Source organism: Paenibacillus oenotherae, from assembly GCF_019443105.1.
GTDB classification, from domain to species: domain Bacteria; phylum Bacillota; class Bacilli; order Paenibacillales; family Paenibacillaceae; genus Paenibacillus_Z; species Paenibacillus_Z oenotherae.
On the sequence record NZ_JAHZIJ010000017.1, the window covers coordinates 51,538 to 68,610 of the forward strand.

Below are 17,073 nucleotides of genomic sequence, written 5' to 3' on the forward strand. Positions count from 1 at the left end.
AGACAAAATTTATTTTCATCTATTTAATCAACGACCTGTCACTATCATTGGCCAAATCCGTATTGGAAAATGGCAAAAAAAAAAGACCCTCTCTTTCTAAAGCTCGTCTGGATCACCAAACGCACCAAGAAAGAAACGGCCACATTCAATCCATAATGAGCGATCCTCAAGTTTAATTTAGAAGAAGCTGAATAATTGCATGGAGTAGAACAGCAGCGTCTTGCCCCATTTCTTCTTCATGAAATCCTTAGCCCGATGAATGCGTGATTTGACCGTATTAACCGGAATATTGTTCGCCTTGCTAATATCCTCCATGGACATCTCAAGCACATACCGCTGATGTACAATATTTTTATACTTGTCCGGCAGCTTGTCGATCATTTCCGCCATCTTATCCGTAAATTCACGCTCAATTACTTCTCCCTCAGGAGTCGGAGCCTTGTTAGGAATGACGTCATGAAGTGATAAATTCTGATCGGATTGAGCAGCAACAGGCTGATCCAGCTGCAGTGCAGGCGCTTTCCTGCGGCGCAGCAGATCTAGACATATATTTTTGCCGATATGAAAAATCCACGGAGAAAACCGCTTGTTCTCATCAAAGCGATTCAAGTTCAGATATACTTTAAGAAAGGTTTCCTGCACCACATCCTCGCACTCTGTCTTGCTTCGTAGAATCCGATGCGCCATGTTATAAATTTTATCCTTATATAGTTCCACAAGCTTGTTGAATGCCAGCTGATCTCCCTGCCTCGACAACATCACCAGTTGAGCCTCATTCATCGCCATTCCCCTTTGCCGTCCGTCATCACGAGCTATACATCTATTATAACAGAAAAAAAAGAAACGCACCTATATAAGGTTACGTTTCTTCACCATCTTCGCCTGCTGTCCTGATTGGAACTCTCGCTGTCGCCGGAGAGACGATTCATTGCGTCAGAGTAGATACGAACGATATTCTGGATTGCCATAAATTCTTCATCAGACGGATTAACCCCATCCATAAACATGCGCTGAAGAATCTCAGAATAAAGCGCTTTTCTGCGACCGAGCAATTCCAGCTCCAGTTCAACGATCGATTCCAGCGAATGCTCTTGAATAAAATCCGAAATCTCATCCTGAGGCTGATTCCTTCTGCGATCTCCACGATCACCTCGGTCTCCGCTATCATAAGCAGGAGCTGCCGGCTGACCTAAGTCCACAGATGAACGAACAGACGATAACGGAATATGTTGTTTAGCCAGCATCATATGGAAGGTTTTGTTCTGCAGCAATTCGGTTACGACGAGTCTGCACATTTCACGGTTCTGGAGCAATATGCCTTGGAACGGATGGAGAATCCAGTCCCCTTCTCTTAGGAACAGGTTGAACGTCAACCATTCTCCGCCATACTGATAACGAAGATTAATCGTATTCTCATCAATGATTTCAAATTCAAAATCCAGCATATTCTGACCTCCAACCCGTTAGAAGAGCACTATCCTCTTATATTAAAACAGATTGGGCAAAAAAGGAATAGCCATGCTTCTATCGCTGCATGATAGAGCTTGCCTTCTCATAGCTCGCCACTAGAATAAGAACTATTATTAGACCGGCAGCCGATAGCGCACCAACCATAGTGACCACCCCACTCCAATAAAATTAATCTATTGTATGGTGTGGCAGCTTGTCGTATGCAACTAGACGGGCCTCCAGAATATTGTGCTAGTCCAGCAAGGAGCTTGTCTCATTGGATGATGAGGATTGGTTCAGAGCACCCTTCGATGCAGGCTCAAGTCCGAGGCGTTCCTTGAGCCCTGTATTGATTTTTGTCATATGGGTCGTATATTCGGTTGCGTTCTGAATGATTTTGCGGTTGGACTGCTCGTACAAATCCATCGCTGCGGTCAAGTCGCCGATCGCTTGATTGATAGCTTCCATGGACATGGACGGCTTGGAGAGCAGGTCGGTAGTCGTCTCCGTCGTCTGACGAAGCAGGCGGGCATTCTCCGTGAACTGATCCTGCAGCGTTTTGTTCGCCGAATTGACGGCATTAATGGTTTCGACCTGATCCTGCAAGGCCAATGAAATCATTGCAGATACGGTGATCAGATGCTGCGTCTTATCAATCGTGCTGTCCACTGCGTCAATCAGCTTGTCATTGTTATCATTAATAATGTCTGATGCTGCGATAGCCTGGTGGTACAGCATGATCATCTCAGTCATTGATTGGATGCGCGTTACCACCTTGCGGAGCCCGCGCTCAAGATGCGCCTTGCGCTGCGGATCGGACTTGGCGATTTCCTGTTCGAACATTTCCTTGAGCTTATTGCCTAGCGTAATGCGCTGCTGAAGATTATAAATTTCATCGACCGACATTTTCTTTAAATTTTTCATGTATACAATATTCTCTACGAGCGTATCCTTACCGTGGCGCAGAGAACCCGTTATCGCTTCAACATTTGTTTTAACGGATTGATATTTGTAGATGTAATTTTTGATCGGGCTCTTGCGCAGAAGCTTATCGAAGAATCCGAGCTGCTTGCTTTGGCTCAAGCTTTCCACTTCATTGCGGAGCTTGAGTATACTGCCCGACACCTCGGAGCGTTTGCCGGACATCAGCTCGGAGACCGGACGTTCCAGCATTTTGAGCGATTGGCCTGCCTTCTCCTGTGTCTTCTGCCCCAGCTTGCCGATCTCGTCCATTAGACTATCGAGCTGGAAAGTATCCTCAGTAGCGGACACTTTCGTAAGCAGATCACTCGCTTCCTTCTCAACCTTAACCAAATCGGCTTCCTTCAGCTGAATCTGTTGTGTTGACATGCTTTCCCCTCCTAAAAGTTTTTGCGTGGCCCTGCCTGACTCTGCGATAGCAGAGACAAGCAAAAACTGCTTCGTAAGCATAATCTTAGTTTTTGCGTGGCTCTGCCTGACTCTGCGATAGCAGAGACAAGCAAAAACTGCTTCGTAAGCGTAATCTTAGTTTTTGCGTGGCCCTGCCTGACTCTGCTCCGCTAGAACTGCCTTGTGCTGTAGCGCTGATGAATGATATCTGCTTTCGTCTGCAGCTCCACAAGATCCTTCTGCTCCAGCGTCTCTACATATGCATTGATTTTGGAGTTGATATCCTTCAGACCATCCAGCAGAATGCGCCGATTCTGGCGCTTCATGTCACCGCGCAGCTTCAAGAACGGAGTGACGAAGCCATTCAAATCCCGAAGCACCAGCCGTTTCATATTATGATTAATATCGGCATTCCCCAGCTCGACAAGCTGTGGGATAACCCGATGAATACGCGCAAGCAGCGACAGCGACTTCTCCACAATCTCATCATCGAGATTATTCTTCTGCCCTTCAGAAATAATCATTTCCTCGATCAACGCGATATACTCCACCATTTCACGCATTCCCTCATCCATAGGCGGTGCAGCAGATTCTGCTTGCTGCGCTGGTTGCTTAGGCGATCTGGAATGGGCACCCAAGTTCAATGCCGCTGAAGGCGAACCTGCGGTTGGAGCTGGAACTGCTGAAGGCGCCGGTACGCCCGGCGGCAGTATTGTTAAAGGCTGTGATGATGGAGGCAGCTCCCTGTCTTTTCGTTTGGAACGAAGGGCTCCCGCAACTAAAGCAATCATTGGAATCGCCATCGTAATGAATGGAGGCAAAATATTATAGGTTACTAATCCGACCAGATAACCAATTAATCCATATAAGAATACACTTCTTGTCCGAAATTGCACAAGCAAGCCCTCCCTCACTACGTGATCGATAGCATCTATTATACAGCGACACTTTCCCTCATCATACTCTTTGGAGACAAATAAGGAAAGTCTGCGCCCTTCAACTGCCAGCCCCTTCCCCTATTCTTGCACAGGCCAGTCCAGTTGCTTTATACAGAGGCCCTTCTACGGCTGGGAAGTGAACATAACAAGATTAACTTGTACAAAACCAAGTCCTTTAACTATTCGAAGCAGCGGCTCGATCCGCTCATTACGGACTTCCCTTTCGATAAAAATAAACACATCGTCATACATCCCATGCTGCACATTATACAAGTAGTTGGTTACAGCAGGATCATCCAGCGATGGATACGAATACGCCGATTGAATGGCATAATCCGTTTGCTTGACGGGATGAACCGGGCTCCGCGTCGTGGATTGATACAAGACGCCCTCTCCCATCAGTGAAGCGATGCGCATCGGCACGAACATAAACTCGCCCGTCCCAAGACAAAGCGTCCGCTCTCCCTGCCTCTCCTGCCTAAGTATAGAAGCCGCTGCTGTGCAGTTCTCTTCCAGGCGGAGATTGTCCGATTGCAATAGTCCGAATCTGCCTGTGCCTGCCAGGTATGGCTTATCATTAAGGAATCCATCCGGAGTCGTCGAAGTCACAATTCTATGTTCAAACTCAGCACCAAGTTCAATTGTCTTCACAACAGCGGTAGATGTCGTATGCTGGCTTGCCTGCTCTCTCTCGGACAGTACAGGCTGCCCAGTTACTTCGATGCTTCCCTCAAGAAGCGAGAGGCATGGAATCGCTATGCCCAGCTCCTGTTCGAGCTCTACGAACTTCGCTCTGTCTGCTGCTGACCGCCAGTCGAGAAGGCTAGCGACTACATAGGTTTGCCTTGGATATGATGCATGAAGCTCCCGAATAATATTGAGCGCTGTCTTCCCCGTTGTCATCTCATCATCTACGAGAACAATCGGCGCGTCATCCTGGAACAATTCGGGATCGACCGCATAGCAGCGATGCGATGTCGCATGGGAATGCTCCTCTTCAAAGCTGATGACCGACTCGAGCTCGTTGATGATTTCCCGTGTCGTATGCAGAAACTTTGTCCGGCCCGCGAACAGATCGTACATGCTGTGCCCTAGCGCGGTCGCCGTCTCGGCGAACCCGATGAATGTCGTCGGCTTGTCCAGAACGACCCGCTGCGCCATCAAACGACTATAAATATTCACGGCAGTTTCAGGCTCTGTGAACGCCTGCACAAGCTCATCTATGCTTACCTCGCATCTCTTGCCGAGCAGTTCCGCATACAGAACCCCCAGCGCCGCTCCAGCCAGCAGCGACACATGCGGATTAACTGGTATATGCTTGCCAAGCACCTTGCTGACGAACAGAAAGCTGCGTTTCTTATTCATTCGCGCCGCCATTGCGAACAACGTATCCAGCGGCAATGCGAAAGGATTGCGCTGCACAGTAATCGTTACTTCCAGATCGCCAGCTATGTTATACGTATACTTCTTCGGATTGTGTGAGAAGGCTTGTGAAGTTATGCTGTTCATGTAACACCCCGTATATTTTTGAACGGATAAGAATCCGCTTCGCCCAATTTAGATGCGGCTTGATTTCATTCATTTTATTCGCATACTGGCTCTTAAGAACGCCGAGATATCCGTTGTTATTCGCAAGAATCGTCGTTGCATCCATGTACTCCTCATGCGTAACGGCATACAGGCATTGGACAGGCTTGATATGGGTAGGATGAATAATCGTCTTGCCAATGATGCCGTTCTCCTTGTCCAGAACTACCTCTCTGAGCAGGCCGTCCATATATCCGTTAATAAACTCCTTGCGCACCTTGCGTCCCATGGGGCCCATCGTTTCTTTGAAGGGCGACTCTCTGAGCTGGGATTTGAACACGCGGTCGCTCTTGAAATATTCCCATACCGGACCCGAAATAACATGGCCTTCCGGCATTCTGCCGAACAGGTTAACGATATCCGCCATACAGTCCCGAATGGGGCCGATATCGTAGATCGTCATATCCGCGCTGCGCCGAAGGCCGAACAAGCTGGAAAAATCGGTTGCTCCAATCCGGATATTCAACACATAATCCTCATACAGATCCAGAACCGATTTGATGCCTAGCAAAGCGCTTAAACGCGACTCTTTGAAAATCACATCCGAAGTTTCTAATATTGGCATTCCGTATAAAACCGGACGATTATTGGCTTGGTTACGGTTATACTGATCAATAATTTCAAAATAACGAACACCGCTGTGCGCCGAAAATTTAGGAAATACAAAGCCGGTAATCAGCTCCAGGCTCTCTTCCAGCTTGTCTATGATGCGCATCAGCTGCTCTGGTGTACGAACACGGATAAAAATAAGCGGTAATTGATGCAAACTCATTAGTCCGTTCTCAATATAAGAGGCAATCCGAAACAGCTGCTGAACGAGCGAATCTTCCGCAATATCAATCTGATAATCACCGATAGCATCCTCAAGATCAATGACCATGGAGACGAGCCCTTCAATCTTCCCCATCAATATGTCTTCCGCTATTGTCTGACGGGTTGCAGGCATATATAAAGCAGCGCCGACTGCATGAGCCAGCATTTCTTTATCAGAGCAGTTGTCAAAAGACATCGGAGACAAATGAAACAAACTCTTCTCTTCCTCAGCTGTCAAATAGTTAAAATAGCGCAATAGGTTCGCCTCCTACTCTCTTCGACTTCTCCCAGCCATGTGATCATCTATATATTTTTCATTATACCCGTTTAAAAAATATCCCTCCATTACAGGAGGGACATTATTCAAAGCAGGCCATTATTAAGCTGATTGAGATCCGCGTTTTCTACGGATTGTACTAAAGATCATTGTACCCACGAAGATGGCAATCAAGAGCGAGAAGAACCATACATGCGAGATATGAAGGCCGAATACGCCGCCGATCATTTTACCGCCGATAACGATAATAAGGATGAACGCCGCTTTCTCAAGCTCAGGGTAGCGCTCGATGAGTCTGAGGAATACTTGGGCGACTCCACGCATCATCAATACTCCGAGCAATCCGCCGACGAACAGTACCCATACCTGATCGCTGACACCGAATGCAGCAAGTACGCTATCGATACTGAAGGCGATATCCATCACTTCAACTGCCAGTACCGTACGCCAGAAGCCATAGCCTTTATTCTCGATCTCGCCTTCCTCATCACTGCCTTTGCGGCCGATGTATGGAATGACCTTCTTGTACAGCTTGAATTCCAGATCGAACAGATTGCTTAGTGCGATCCATAGCAGGTAGAGACCTCCGGCAATCTTGATCCAATCGATCTGGACAAGATATGTACCTACCCCAATTGCTATGAAGCGGAACACATACGCACCAAGCAATCCGTAGAACAATGCCTTCTTCTGCTGTTCTTTAGGCAAGTGGCGAACCATGACAGCAAGCACGAGCGCGTTGTCCGCAGACAACAAGCCCTCAAGAATAACAAGCGTACCAATGATTCCCCAGCTTACCGGGTCGCTCATCGTTGCCACGATGGCATCCCAGCTAAAGAAATTGCTGAAATTGTTAATTAGACTATCGAAAAACTCTGACATGTTGCGACTCCTCCAAATAAATGCCGATTATTTTGAGCCTGCTTTCCATCTTAAACCCCAGTTATAGGCCTCGTCCAGCTCGCGGTGACCGGAGTAGAATTGTACGAGACGTTCTATGCTGAAGGTCTGGTCATTCACATTCTTGATCAAAGCGATCGCACACATACCTTTACGGTTGTTATGCTCGTCCATTCTTACGATAATATCAGGTCCCCCGCTTTGCTTCAAGGTCACGACACCATCGGCCTCCGACCAATTGGTTGCACCCTGATAGATGAAGGTGAATACCAGCAGGCGCTTAATCTCCGACAGCTTGTTGCCGTTGATGCGAATGTTCTCTCCTGACTTGACCGAGCCTGTGCGGTCATCGCCATCCAGCTCTACATATGGAGCACGCTGGAAATTGCCGAACGCCTCGCCAAGCGCCTGGACAACGCCCTTATCTCCATTCTTAAGCTCATAGAGGCAGGCCAGATCCAGATCAACACCGCTGCTGCCGCCAAACCACCCTTTCTTCTGAGTAGTCTGATTCCAGTTCAGATTAATGAGAATCTCTCCAAGAGGCCCGTTCTTCTGCAGATTGATGGAATCCCCGCGCTTCTTAAGCTCGATCTTGTTCAAATTAACCGGATTGCCCGCTGGCGGCGTAGACACCGGTGGAGCTGGCGGCGCCGGCGGTGGACTATTCTGGACCTTAGGCGGCTGAACGACAGGTGCCGGAGGAGGAGCAGGGTTCGATGACGGCGGTGACGGGGCATCCGCTTTGACCTCAATACCGTAGTTCCTGCAGAGATCAGCAAGGCCGCCGGAGAATCCGGATGCGATGGCTGAGAATTTCCACTCCCCGTTATGTCTATATAACTCTCCCACGACAATAGCGGTCTCGACGGAGAAGGAGCTTTCGAGGTTGAATCGGATGACTTCGCTGCCTGTACTGCCATCCATAATCCGAAGGTAACAATCCTGAACAGAGGAGAAGCTCTGCTTGCGCTGTTCTCCTTCATATACAGTTAGCGTCAGTGCAACACGTTCGTATTGCGGCGGTATGTTGCGAAGCTGCACAGCCAACTGCTCATTGTCAGTCACACCGGCATAAGCCTGCTTGTTGGCATTGATCGAGACAGCGCCGCTTGCACCTGACGGATTACCGTAAAAAATCAAATCCTCATCACGAGTTACCTTGCCATTACCACCGATAATGAATGCAGAGAAGTCAAGCTCAATCTGTCCCGTATTACGCCAGCCCATGCCAATGACCAATGATGTCAAGGAAGCGTTGTTTTTCGTAATATCGGCTTTCTGACCTTTTATCATACTAACGGACACGTCAGTCACCCTTTTTGTTTAGTATGGAGCAGAGAGGCTGGGCGAATCCGCATCCCAGCCGCCAGGACGCAGCTATTGCACATCAAGACCGTAGTTCTGGCACAGCGCACGAAGACCGCCGGAGAATCCGGAGCCTACCGCCTGGAACTTCCAGTCCGCACCGTGACGATACAGCTCGCACACAACAACCGCAGTCTCGACCGAGAAATCCTCGCCCAGATCGTAGCGCAGAATTTCGCGGTTCGTCGTCTCATCAACAATACGAACGAACGCATTGCTTACTTGTCCGAAATTTTGATTGCGTGCAGCAGCATCATGAATCGTAACGGTGATGCCAATGCGCTCCGTCTGAGCAGGCACTTTGGAGAAGTCCACTTTAATCTGCTCATCGTCGCCGTCGCCTTCACCGTCACGGTTATCGCCCGTATGCGTAACCGAGCCATTGCCAGCCGTCAAGTTATTATAGAAGACGAAATCCTCAATTCCTTTCGCCCGTCCATCACCATGCAGCAGAAATGCGCTTGCATCAAGGTCAAATGCATGCCCGCCAGAGTAACGGTTCGTATCCCAACCCAAGCCGACAATTACCTTGGTTAAGCCCGGGTTAGATTTGGTCAGATCAATACGTTGTCCTTTCGACAGGTTAATACTCACACGCATCCCTCGCCCTCAATTAGTTGTCCTTGCACTTCGCGTCGAAGTCGAATCCCGTTCCACCGTCATACCTGGCTGCATCCGAGCCATATCCTGCGATAGCAGACGATACTCCGGGATTCGGCTTCGTCAAATCCACCTGATATCTCTTCGCCAATTGATCGTCTTGCACCTGCACACGCCCCCTTGCAGTAAAAAGAATGAAGACCGCCGCAAGCGGCGGCCTTAGCTGCATTAGGAAACGGAAAGTCCGTAATCGCGAGCAAGTCCTCCAAGACCATCCTTAAAGCCGCTGCCGATCGCGTTGAATTTCCATTCGCTGCCATTGCGGTAAAGCTCGCCAACGACAACTGCAGTCTCAACGGAGAAGTCCTCTCCAAGATCATAGCGCACAAGCTCTTCGTTCGTTGCTTCGTTCACGATACGAACGAAAGCGTTGGATACTTGTCCGAAGTTCTGGCTGCGGGAATCCGCATCATGAATCGTAATCGCGAATGCGATTTTGTCAGTCTCAGCAGGCACTGCGGAGAGATCAACCTTTACTTGCTCATCGTCGCCATCACCTTCGCCTGTACGGTTGTCGCCTGTATGTACGACCGAACCGTTAGAGTTCTGGGTGTTGTTGTAGAAAATAAAATCTTTATCGCTGCCTACTTTACCGGTAGCGCTAACGCAGAATACGGAAGCATCCAGGTCGAATGCATGTCCGCCATCATATTTGTTTGTATCCCAGCCAAGACCAACGATTACTTTGCTCAAACCTGGATTTGTTTTCGTCAAATCGATTTTCTGACCTTTTTGCAAACTGATTGCCATTGATTAACACTCCTTATAGGTTATATAAATTACGTATATCGGCGCGCAAGGATGTTGATATGAGCCGCATGTGCTCCCTCGCCGATAGCGCTAAATTTCCACTCGCCGTTATGCCGGTAAATTTCCCCGACGATTAATGCTGTCATGCCGGAATAGTTATCCGTCAGATTAAAGCGGATCAGTTCCGAGTTGTTCGCCGGATTCAAGACTCGAATGTAAGCGGATTTGATCATGCCGAAGTCTTGCTTGCGATTCTCGCAGTCGTAAATGTTGACCGCCATAAGCACTCGCTCCACATCAGCCGGCACGCTCTGCAAATCAATATTGATTTGCTCGTCGTCACCATCGCCTTCACCTGTCAGATTGTCGCCGGTATGAACAACGGACCCGCATGGGCTCTTCAGGTTATGAAAGCACACGAGGTTCTTTTCTTTAGTAATTTTGCTGTTCGCATCCAAAAGGAGCGCAGAAGCGTCACAGTCAATGTTCACCGCAGATTTCTTCTTGCCGAAGAAGCCCTTCGTCTCCACTTCCGCCGGATCCCATCCAAGTCCAACCGTAATACGGGTAAGCCCTGCATTACCTTTTGTAAGATCGACCTTCTGGCCCTTAACGAGACTGATTCCCACAGATTACACCTCCCTTCGTTTACAGTAGTTGGTTCTAGTACTAGTATAAGCCTAGCGACTCACTTACCGCAAACTACAAAATGCTCTACTTGCTACCTAGGTATACGTCATGCATGGAATCAAGGTTTCAATAAAATATTCCGGCCCCATTGTTTTTTGTCGTATGGATATAATATACATAATAATGTCGAAATGAACCACTATATTTCAAGTAAGTATGTATACAAAGCCGTATTAGATTCCATTCATTTCACTACTTTTAATATTGTACGGACAGCCTCTATAATGGAACAGAGATATAAATCCATTCGACGGAGGTTGCATGAATGAAACCGTTCCCGCTTCAGGACAGAGGAATTCCCGCTAGTCAGCTTGTATTAGGATCCATGCGGCTTGGCGGAGGCTGGGACCAGAGCCCGTTGACGGCCGCTCATTATAAGGAAGGTCATGAGGCTGTAGATACGGCGCTGGAAATTGGAATCAATATGTTCGATCACGCGGACATCTACACGTATGGCAAGGCTGAGAAGGTATTCGGCAAGGTGCTGCAGGAGCGCCCGGAGCTTCGCTCCAAGATTCTGATTCAATCCAAATGCGGCATACGTCTGGCAGACGAGCATAATCCGCAGCGTTACGATTTTTCCAAGCCATATATTATAAGCAGTGTTGATGGCATTCTGGAGCGGCTTGGCGTTGAATATATCGACTTCCTGCTGCTGCATCGCCCTGATCCGCTCGTTGAGCCGGAGGAGGTCGCCAGCGCGATCCACGAACTGAAAGCCTCAGGCAAGGTGCGCTGGTTCGGTGTGTCCAACATGAGCGCAGGCCAGATCAAGCTGCTTCAAGCATACAGCGACGAGCCGTTCATCGTGAATCAACTGGAGATGAGTCTGCTCAAGACAGGATTCGTGGATACTGGAATATCCGTCAATCAAGAGATCGCAAGAAACAATGTGTTCCCGGAAGGAACGCTTGAGCATTGCCGCCAAGAGAACATCCAGCTCCAATCATGGAGTCCTCTTGCCCAGGGGCTGTTCTCCGGCAAAGCATTGGACGGTCAAAGCGAAGCTGTCGTCCAAACAGCAGCGCTCGTCAGGCAGCTTGCCGAAGAGAAAGGAACAACAGCAGAATCCATCGTGCTGTCATGGCTTATGCGCCATCCCGCAGGCATACAGCCCGTTATCGGCACCATTAACCCGGCACGTATCCGTGCTTGCAAGGATGCCGCAACTTTGCGTCTGACACGCGAAGAATGGTATGCGCTGTATACAAGCTCCCGCGGAGCTAGAATGCCTTAGTTCTTGTACACCCCCAAAAGGGATGTCCAGTAAGTCCAATATTCAATGAACCAGTCCCAAATGATGGAAGAAGATGCCTCCAAAAACCACTAAAGGTGGGACTGGAAGCATCTTTTTCATTATATAGGGGACTCATAGTGGGGACTCTGAAATCATCAAACAACGTTCTGGGGCAACCCATTCTCCAAGCATTTTGAAGGCAGAGTGACGGAGTAAAAAACCTGCGAATGTGCATGAATTTCGGTTACAAGACGCCACAATGGTAAAATTCCTGCGATCATACATGAATTTTAGAACAAATCGAACGTTATGGGGAAACGAAGGTGAAGTGCCTGCAATCTGGCAGGAATTTCACCTTCATGGGGTCAGAAACGAGGAAAAAACTGCGGTTTCGCATGTTTCGTCTGCTGGCATCTCGCTTGTCTAGCCGTTTGAATGATGGATCGTCCTCTGCCGAGGAGTGCGCCAACAATCCCATGATCGCAAGCATTGCATTGTAAAGCTTCTTCAAGCGGGAGCTGAGATTTCCAACAAGGACTTTCTGGACAGCCCCATTTCTTTAATTGCACTGCCCCGCATAGGCCATATCTGTCCTTTACCTTTGCATGTTCTTCCGCGCCTCACATAACCATAGGGACATGCGAGTACCCGTCACTCTCTGATTCTGCTGCAACTACGCGGATAAGCCGCAGGAAGTCAACGGACTGTTCCAGCGATCTCTCATCCGGGCAGAAACGATACTGCTTGCCGTCCAGCATGGAGATGACATCTATACGCTCCGGGGCTCTGCCGAACGCGCTTTGGCCGAAGACAGCCGCCATATGGCGGAAAGCATGAATAACCTCTTCATCTGCGTCAACCATATATTTCTGGATCGAATAAGCACGTCCGTCCGCTGAGCCCGCTTCAGGGAACACGGTCTGAAGAATCATGGTCAAATTCAAATCAAGAGCCGGAATATACGTCCCCCACTGCTCGAACGATATAATGGGCTGGAGTTCCCTGCGCTCCCCCTGGGCCAGAATCTTCACCAGGTTAGCCGTCACGGCGCTTTTTACTTGTGCGAAGTGGTGGCTGGAATCGAATTTATAGCCCCTGTTCGTCCATCTGTTCTCGATCAGCCCCTTCAACCGGTCGATAGTTCGACTGTTTGGCGGCAGACGATAGAAGTCTTCGATTACGTAGCTGACGGCATATTGGGCGAGCTGCTTCCAGTTCACGTCATACTGCCGCCGGGGCTTTCCCTGACCACTGCCGTAGCGGTACGGGTAGCGCAGCAGCTCCTCCAGCTTATAATCTTCAATTAGCCGCATGGACACCCTTCACAGCAGATGCAAATTGGCGGCCGAAGTCTCTGAGCGCCTCTTCTTCTTCCGAGGAAGGGTTCAGCTCGATCTTCATTCCCTCAAGCACATTCTCGGCACCAAGCTCTTTAAGCTTCTCCAGCAATATATCAACAGCAGCTCCATATAGGGCATAGGAGGAATCGGCAGAGCCGAACACCGCAGAACGGCGGCCCGACAGGTCAATGCTGTTCATCTCTTCGTAGAATTCGAGGAACTCATCCGGCAGTTCCCCATCTCCCCATGTATATGCGCCTAATATTATCCCTTCGTAGTTCACCAGCTCTGCGGCATTCGTATCCATCACGAATTTCACAACCGGCTCGATTCCCTGCGACCGAACTCCCTCGGCGATCGCATCGGCCATCGTCTCCGTATTTCCCGTCATGCTGGCAAAAACAATAATTATTTCAGACATTCCTGTCATTCCTCCATTTCATATGAGCCACTGATAATGAATATCAATTACAATCAGTTTAAGTGATAATGATTATCAATGTCAATATAAATGTTGGAAACATTCAACCTAGAGGGCTGTCCTATAAGCAAGATTATTCGAGATTAGTTAAAAGCGCGAGTGACCAGGGGCAGCGGGCCCCTGCCACTCGCGCTTCTTGGTTCATGCACGCCCACTACTGCACAGGTTATGGACAAGCGAAAACCACTCGCCCTCTAAGCTTGCTTAGGGTAAGCCACGCAGCAGGAAACGCTGGCATCCCCGCTTGTTCTTCAGTTGACCAAACACACTCTCCGGCTCAATCAGCCGCCAAACCGAAAGTGCGCAAGCCTGCGAATGTGCATGAATTTCAGTTTCAAGACGCCTTATATGGTAGAAATCCTGCGATTGCGCATGAATTTGAGAGGAAATTGGCCGATAAAAGGAAACTAAGGTGAAGTGCCTGCACCCTGGCAGGAATTTCACCTTTGTCAGGCCAGAATGAGGAAAAAGCTGCCGTCTGGCAAGTTTCGCCTGGCTCGTATCTCGAATCTCGAATCTCCTATCGCCTATCTCGCATGTCCCGGCTCGGCGTTTGAATGACAGATCGTCCTCTGGCGCCCCTAACAGGCTGCCTAACAGGAATGTTGCCTGACTTTATAGAGTTCACTTTGGGGACTTGCCCTGCATGACACAAGAAATGCTGAACAACCTCTTACGTCCAGCCTGCTCTTTTGAAAATATCAATCGCCTTCTGCCGATATCGTTCAAGATTCGCGAAGTCCAGCTGCTGAGACTTGAAGGCCCCCCACAATTTGATAGAATCCGGCACTTCAGCCTCTTCATTAACCGGAAATTCATAGCTCTGCTTCACCAGCACCGTCTGGCCTTCCTTGCTCGTCATATATTCGACCAGCCGCAGTGCATTCTCTCTGTTCTTCGAATAACGGGCTAGTCCGATTCCGCTAATGTTGACATGCGTTCCTGTCGTTTCCTGATTCGGAAAGAACACGCCCAGCTCTGCCGCAATTCGCGCATCCTCCGAATCGTTAGAGCCAGCAAGCTGTCCCATGTAATACGTATTGATGACCGCCACGTCGCCTATGCCGTCAGCAATGGCTTTCGCTTGATCGCGGTCCCCGCCCTCGGGCGTCCGCGCGAAGTTGCTGACCATTCCGCGGGCCCACGCTTCTGCTTGTTTCTCTCCATTTATAGCTATAAAAGAAGCAAGCAGCGACTGGTTATATAAATTGGAATACGATCGAATGAGTACTTTGCCCTTCCACTTCTCCTCGGTTAAGCTCTCGTATGTCGATAGCTCCTTGGGCTTTACACGATCCTTCGCATACACGATAACCCGCGCCCGTGTCGTAATACCGATCCAATAATCGTTCGAATCGCGCCATTTGGCAGGCACTTGCCGGTCAATACGGTCAGAACGCAGCGGCTGCAGAATGCCCTCGCGCTTGGCATTGTTTAGTACGCCTCCATCCACGGTAAAGAACAGATCTGCATCAGAATCCTCTCCGTCCCGCTTGATCCGTGCTTCCAATTCCTCTGCCGTGCCTTTGATTTCATTGACCTTGATGCCGGTAAGCTTCGTGAAAGACTCGAACAAGGCGGAATCCGCTTCATAATGCCTGGACGTATAGACGGTTATAGCGCCACCATCGCCGTCCGCATCACGCTTGATTGCAGCGTCCTTCCCATCCTGGCTTTGACTATTCCCGCCGCTTCCTCCAAACCCGCATGCCGCACAGAAGACGGAGAGAAAGATGATCATGATTGCTAGCTTGTTAACCATTCCTAACCACCCCTCCGTCCTCTCCATCTCCCGGTTTCGCGTCCTCCCGGATACAAGGCAAACTTATCGTTGCGGTCGTCCCTGCGTTCTCCTCGGACTGGAAGGCAAGCGTCCCCTGATAACGCTCTATTAATCGCTTGGCGATGGCGAGCCCTAGCCCATTGCCGCCTAATTCACGGCTCCTTGCTTTATCTACACGATAGAACCGGTCTGTAATATACGGCAAATCCTTGGCAGGAACACCCATGCCATAATCCGTGATCGCGATATCAACCTGGTTCCCGCTTGAATAAGCTTGAACAGTTATCACCTTACGCTCCAAGGAGTACTTGATTGCATTATCGAGCAGAATCAGCAATATTTGCTCCAAATGCTCATTGGAAATCATCAAGATCGTTCCATCCACGCGATCAACATCGATATCCAGGGTGAATTCCGGATGAATCAGCGCAAAGCGGTCAATGATTCTTCTAATGACGGCCGCCGGATTCTTCAATAAGGCTTCGAAGGCGTGAATATCCTGCTCGGCGCGGGATAAGGCCAGCAATTCCATTACAAGCCGCTTTAACCGTACAAACTCTTCAAGAGAAGCATCAAGCGACTCGCTAAGAATAACCGGATCTTCCCTCCCCCATCTCCGCAGCAGCGCCAAATGGCCTTCGATAATCGCGACCGGCGTTCGCAGCTCGTGGGAGGCATCCTCGACGAATCTGCGCTGCTGTTGGAACGAATCTTCCACCTTGTCCATCATGTCGTTAAAAATCTTCATCAAGGTGGCAATTTCATCCCCATTCGAAGCTGGCTGCATTCTCTCCTGCATCCCTTTATTCTGAATACTTCGCATGGTCAGCGCCATTGCCTGCAGCGGTTTAAGCAGATTGCGGGCAAGCAGCCAGCCTACCAGCAGGCTGAACGCAATCGCGCCCAGCATAAAGTAAAGCATGGCTCGCGATATCGTCTTTCGCAGATCCTCATATTGGGCCAGGCTTTTGACAATTTCGACCGAGCCGTTAAACTCGAATATCGTAATCGGACGCTGCATGATTAACAGGGAAGAGCTGTCCTGCCTGTAAAGCTCGATCTCATTTCGCGCTTTCGCCTGATATTCATTCCCGTTATCCGGCATGTTGTTGGCGATTGTAAGGATAGGTTTATTATCGGCTCCAAGAATGCGGATCCGTTGATCGTCTCGATTCATTTTATTAAGATACTGCCTAATATTCCCCAAGTTCTTGGTCGTTAAATCCGCTTCCTCTTCGAGAAAATAGTTCAGAATCGCATTCATGCTGTGCTCCATATTCCGCTTCTCGCGATGAATGATCCACTGTTCCATAATGATGTACTGCAATGCGTTATATCCGACAAACAACACCATAATGAACAAGGTTGACCACAGGGTCAGCTTGAACTTAATGGGCATTCTCAGGAAGGAGCCCGTCCAGCTTTTCAA

The 17,073-nt window shown here is 49.1% G+C and carries 17 protein-coding genes; 1 reads left to right on the forward strand and 16 read right to left on the reverse strand.

Features of this window, described 5'->3' with window-relative positions:
• Positions 1–177: 177 nt before the first annotated feature.
• The 12 genes from K0T92_RS19250 to K0T92_RS19305 form a co-directional block, all read right to left on the reverse strand.
• Positions 178–780, reverse strand: a complete 603-nt coding sequence (locus K0T92_RS19250; RefSeq protein ID WP_219874108.1) for a sigma-70 family RNA polymerase sigma factor — start codon at positions 778–780, stop codon at positions 178–180.
• 89 nt (positions 781–869) lie between these two features.
• A complete protein-coding gene (locus tag K0T92_RS19255) occupies positions 870–1,445 on the reverse strand; it encodes a hypothetical protein (protein ID WP_219874109.1) in 576 nt (191 codons plus the stop codon).
• 256 nt (positions 1,446–1,701) lie between these two features.
• Complete coding sequence (locus K0T92_RS19260; RefSeq protein ID WP_219874110.1) at positions 1,702–2,799, reverse strand: toxic anion resistance protein; 1,098 nt, start codon at positions 2,797–2,799, stop codon at positions 1,702–1,704.
• A gap of 191 nt (positions 2,800–2,990) precedes the next feature.
• On the reverse strand, positions 2,991–3,716 hold the full coding sequence (locus K0T92_RS19265; protein WP_219874111.1) for a hypothetical protein: 726 nt from the start codon (positions 3,714–3,716) through the stop codon (positions 2,991–2,993).
• 165 nt (positions 3,717–3,881) lie between these two features.
• The gene (locus K0T92_RS19270; protein WP_246628278.1) at positions 3,882–5,267 is read right to left on the reverse strand and encodes a phosphoribosyltransferase family protein; all 1,386 of its coding nucleotides are present in this window, start codon (positions 5,265–5,267) and stop codon (positions 3,882–3,884) included.
• Entirely contained in the window at positions 5,212–6,354 is a 1,143-nt protein-coding gene (locus K0T92_RS19275; RefSeq protein WP_219874163.1) for an HpcH/HpaI aldolase/citrate lyase family protein, read from the reverse strand. Before K0T92_RS19275 ends, K0T92_RS19270 begins: the two co-directional genes overlap by 56 nt.
• Before the next feature lie 183 nt (positions 6,355–6,537).
• Positions 6,538–7,317 (reverse strand): TerC family protein, encoded by a 780-nt coding sequence (locus tag K0T92_RS19280; RefSeq protein WP_219874112.1) that lies wholly within the window; start codon positions 7,315–7,317, stop codon positions 6,538–6,540.
• Positions 7,318–7,344: 27 nt separating this feature from the next.
• Entirely contained in the window at positions 7,345–8,643 is a 1,299-nt protein-coding gene (locus tag K0T92_RS19285) for a TerD family protein (RefSeq protein WP_219874113.1), read from the reverse strand.
• A 72-nt stretch (positions 8,644–8,715) separates the two neighbouring features.
• Positions 8,716–9,297, reverse strand: a complete 582-nt coding sequence (locus K0T92_RS19290; protein WP_219874114.1) for a TerD family protein — start codon at positions 9,295–9,297, stop codon at positions 8,716–8,718.
• Positions 9,298–9,316: 19 nt separating this feature from the next.
• Entirely contained in the window at positions 9,317–9,469 is a 153-nt protein-coding gene (locus K0T92_RS19295) for a TerD family protein (RefSeq protein ID WP_219874115.1), read from the reverse strand.
• A gap of 62 nt (positions 9,470–9,531) precedes the next feature.
• A complete protein-coding gene (locus K0T92_RS19300) occupies positions 9,532–10,113 on the reverse strand; it encodes a TerD family protein (RefSeq protein WP_219874116.1) in 582 nt (193 codons plus the stop codon).
• A 29-nt stretch (positions 10,114–10,142) separates the two neighbouring features.
• Complete coding sequence (locus tag K0T92_RS19305; protein ID WP_219874117.1) at positions 10,143–10,742, reverse strand: TerD family protein; 600 nt, start codon at positions 10,740–10,742, stop codon at positions 10,143–10,145.
• Positions 10,743–11,068: 326 nt separating this feature from the next.
• Between K0T92_RS19305 and K0T92_RS19310 the strand changes: the two genes are divergently transcribed.
• Positions 11,069–12,040 carry an aldo/keto reductase gene (locus tag K0T92_RS19310; RefSeq protein ID WP_219874118.1) on the forward strand — a complete coding sequence of 324 codons (972 nt, stop codon included), beginning with the start codon at positions 11,069–11,071 and terminating at the stop codon, positions 12,038–12,040.
• Positions 12,041–12,660: 620 nt separating this feature from the next.
• Here K0T92_RS19310 and K0T92_RS19315 read toward each other — a convergent pair.
• From K0T92_RS19315 to K0T92_RS19330, 4 genes are all read right to left on the reverse strand, one after another.
• A complete protein-coding gene (locus tag K0T92_RS19315; protein WP_219874119.1) occupies positions 12,661–13,353 on the reverse strand; it encodes a hypothetical protein in 693 nt (230 codons plus the stop codon).
• A complete protein-coding gene (locus tag K0T92_RS19320) occupies positions 13,340–13,801 on the reverse strand; it encodes a flavodoxin (RefSeq protein WP_219874120.1) in 462 nt (153 codons plus the stop codon). The genes K0T92_RS19315 and K0T92_RS19320 overlap by 14 nt, the downstream gene beginning before the upstream one ends.
• A gap of 733 nt (positions 13,802–14,534) precedes the next feature.
• On the reverse strand, positions 14,535–15,623 hold the full coding sequence (locus K0T92_RS19325; protein ID WP_219874121.1) for a Fe(3+) ABC transporter substrate-binding protein: 1,089 nt from the start codon (positions 15,621–15,623) through the stop codon (positions 14,535–14,537).
• Positions 15,616–17,073, reverse strand: coding sequence for a HAMP domain-containing sensor histidine kinase (locus K0T92_RS19330; RefSeq protein WP_246628281.1), 1,458 nt, complete (start codon positions 17,071–17,073; stop codon positions 15,616–15,618). The genes K0T92_RS19325 and K0T92_RS19330 overlap by 8 nt, the downstream gene beginning before the upstream one ends.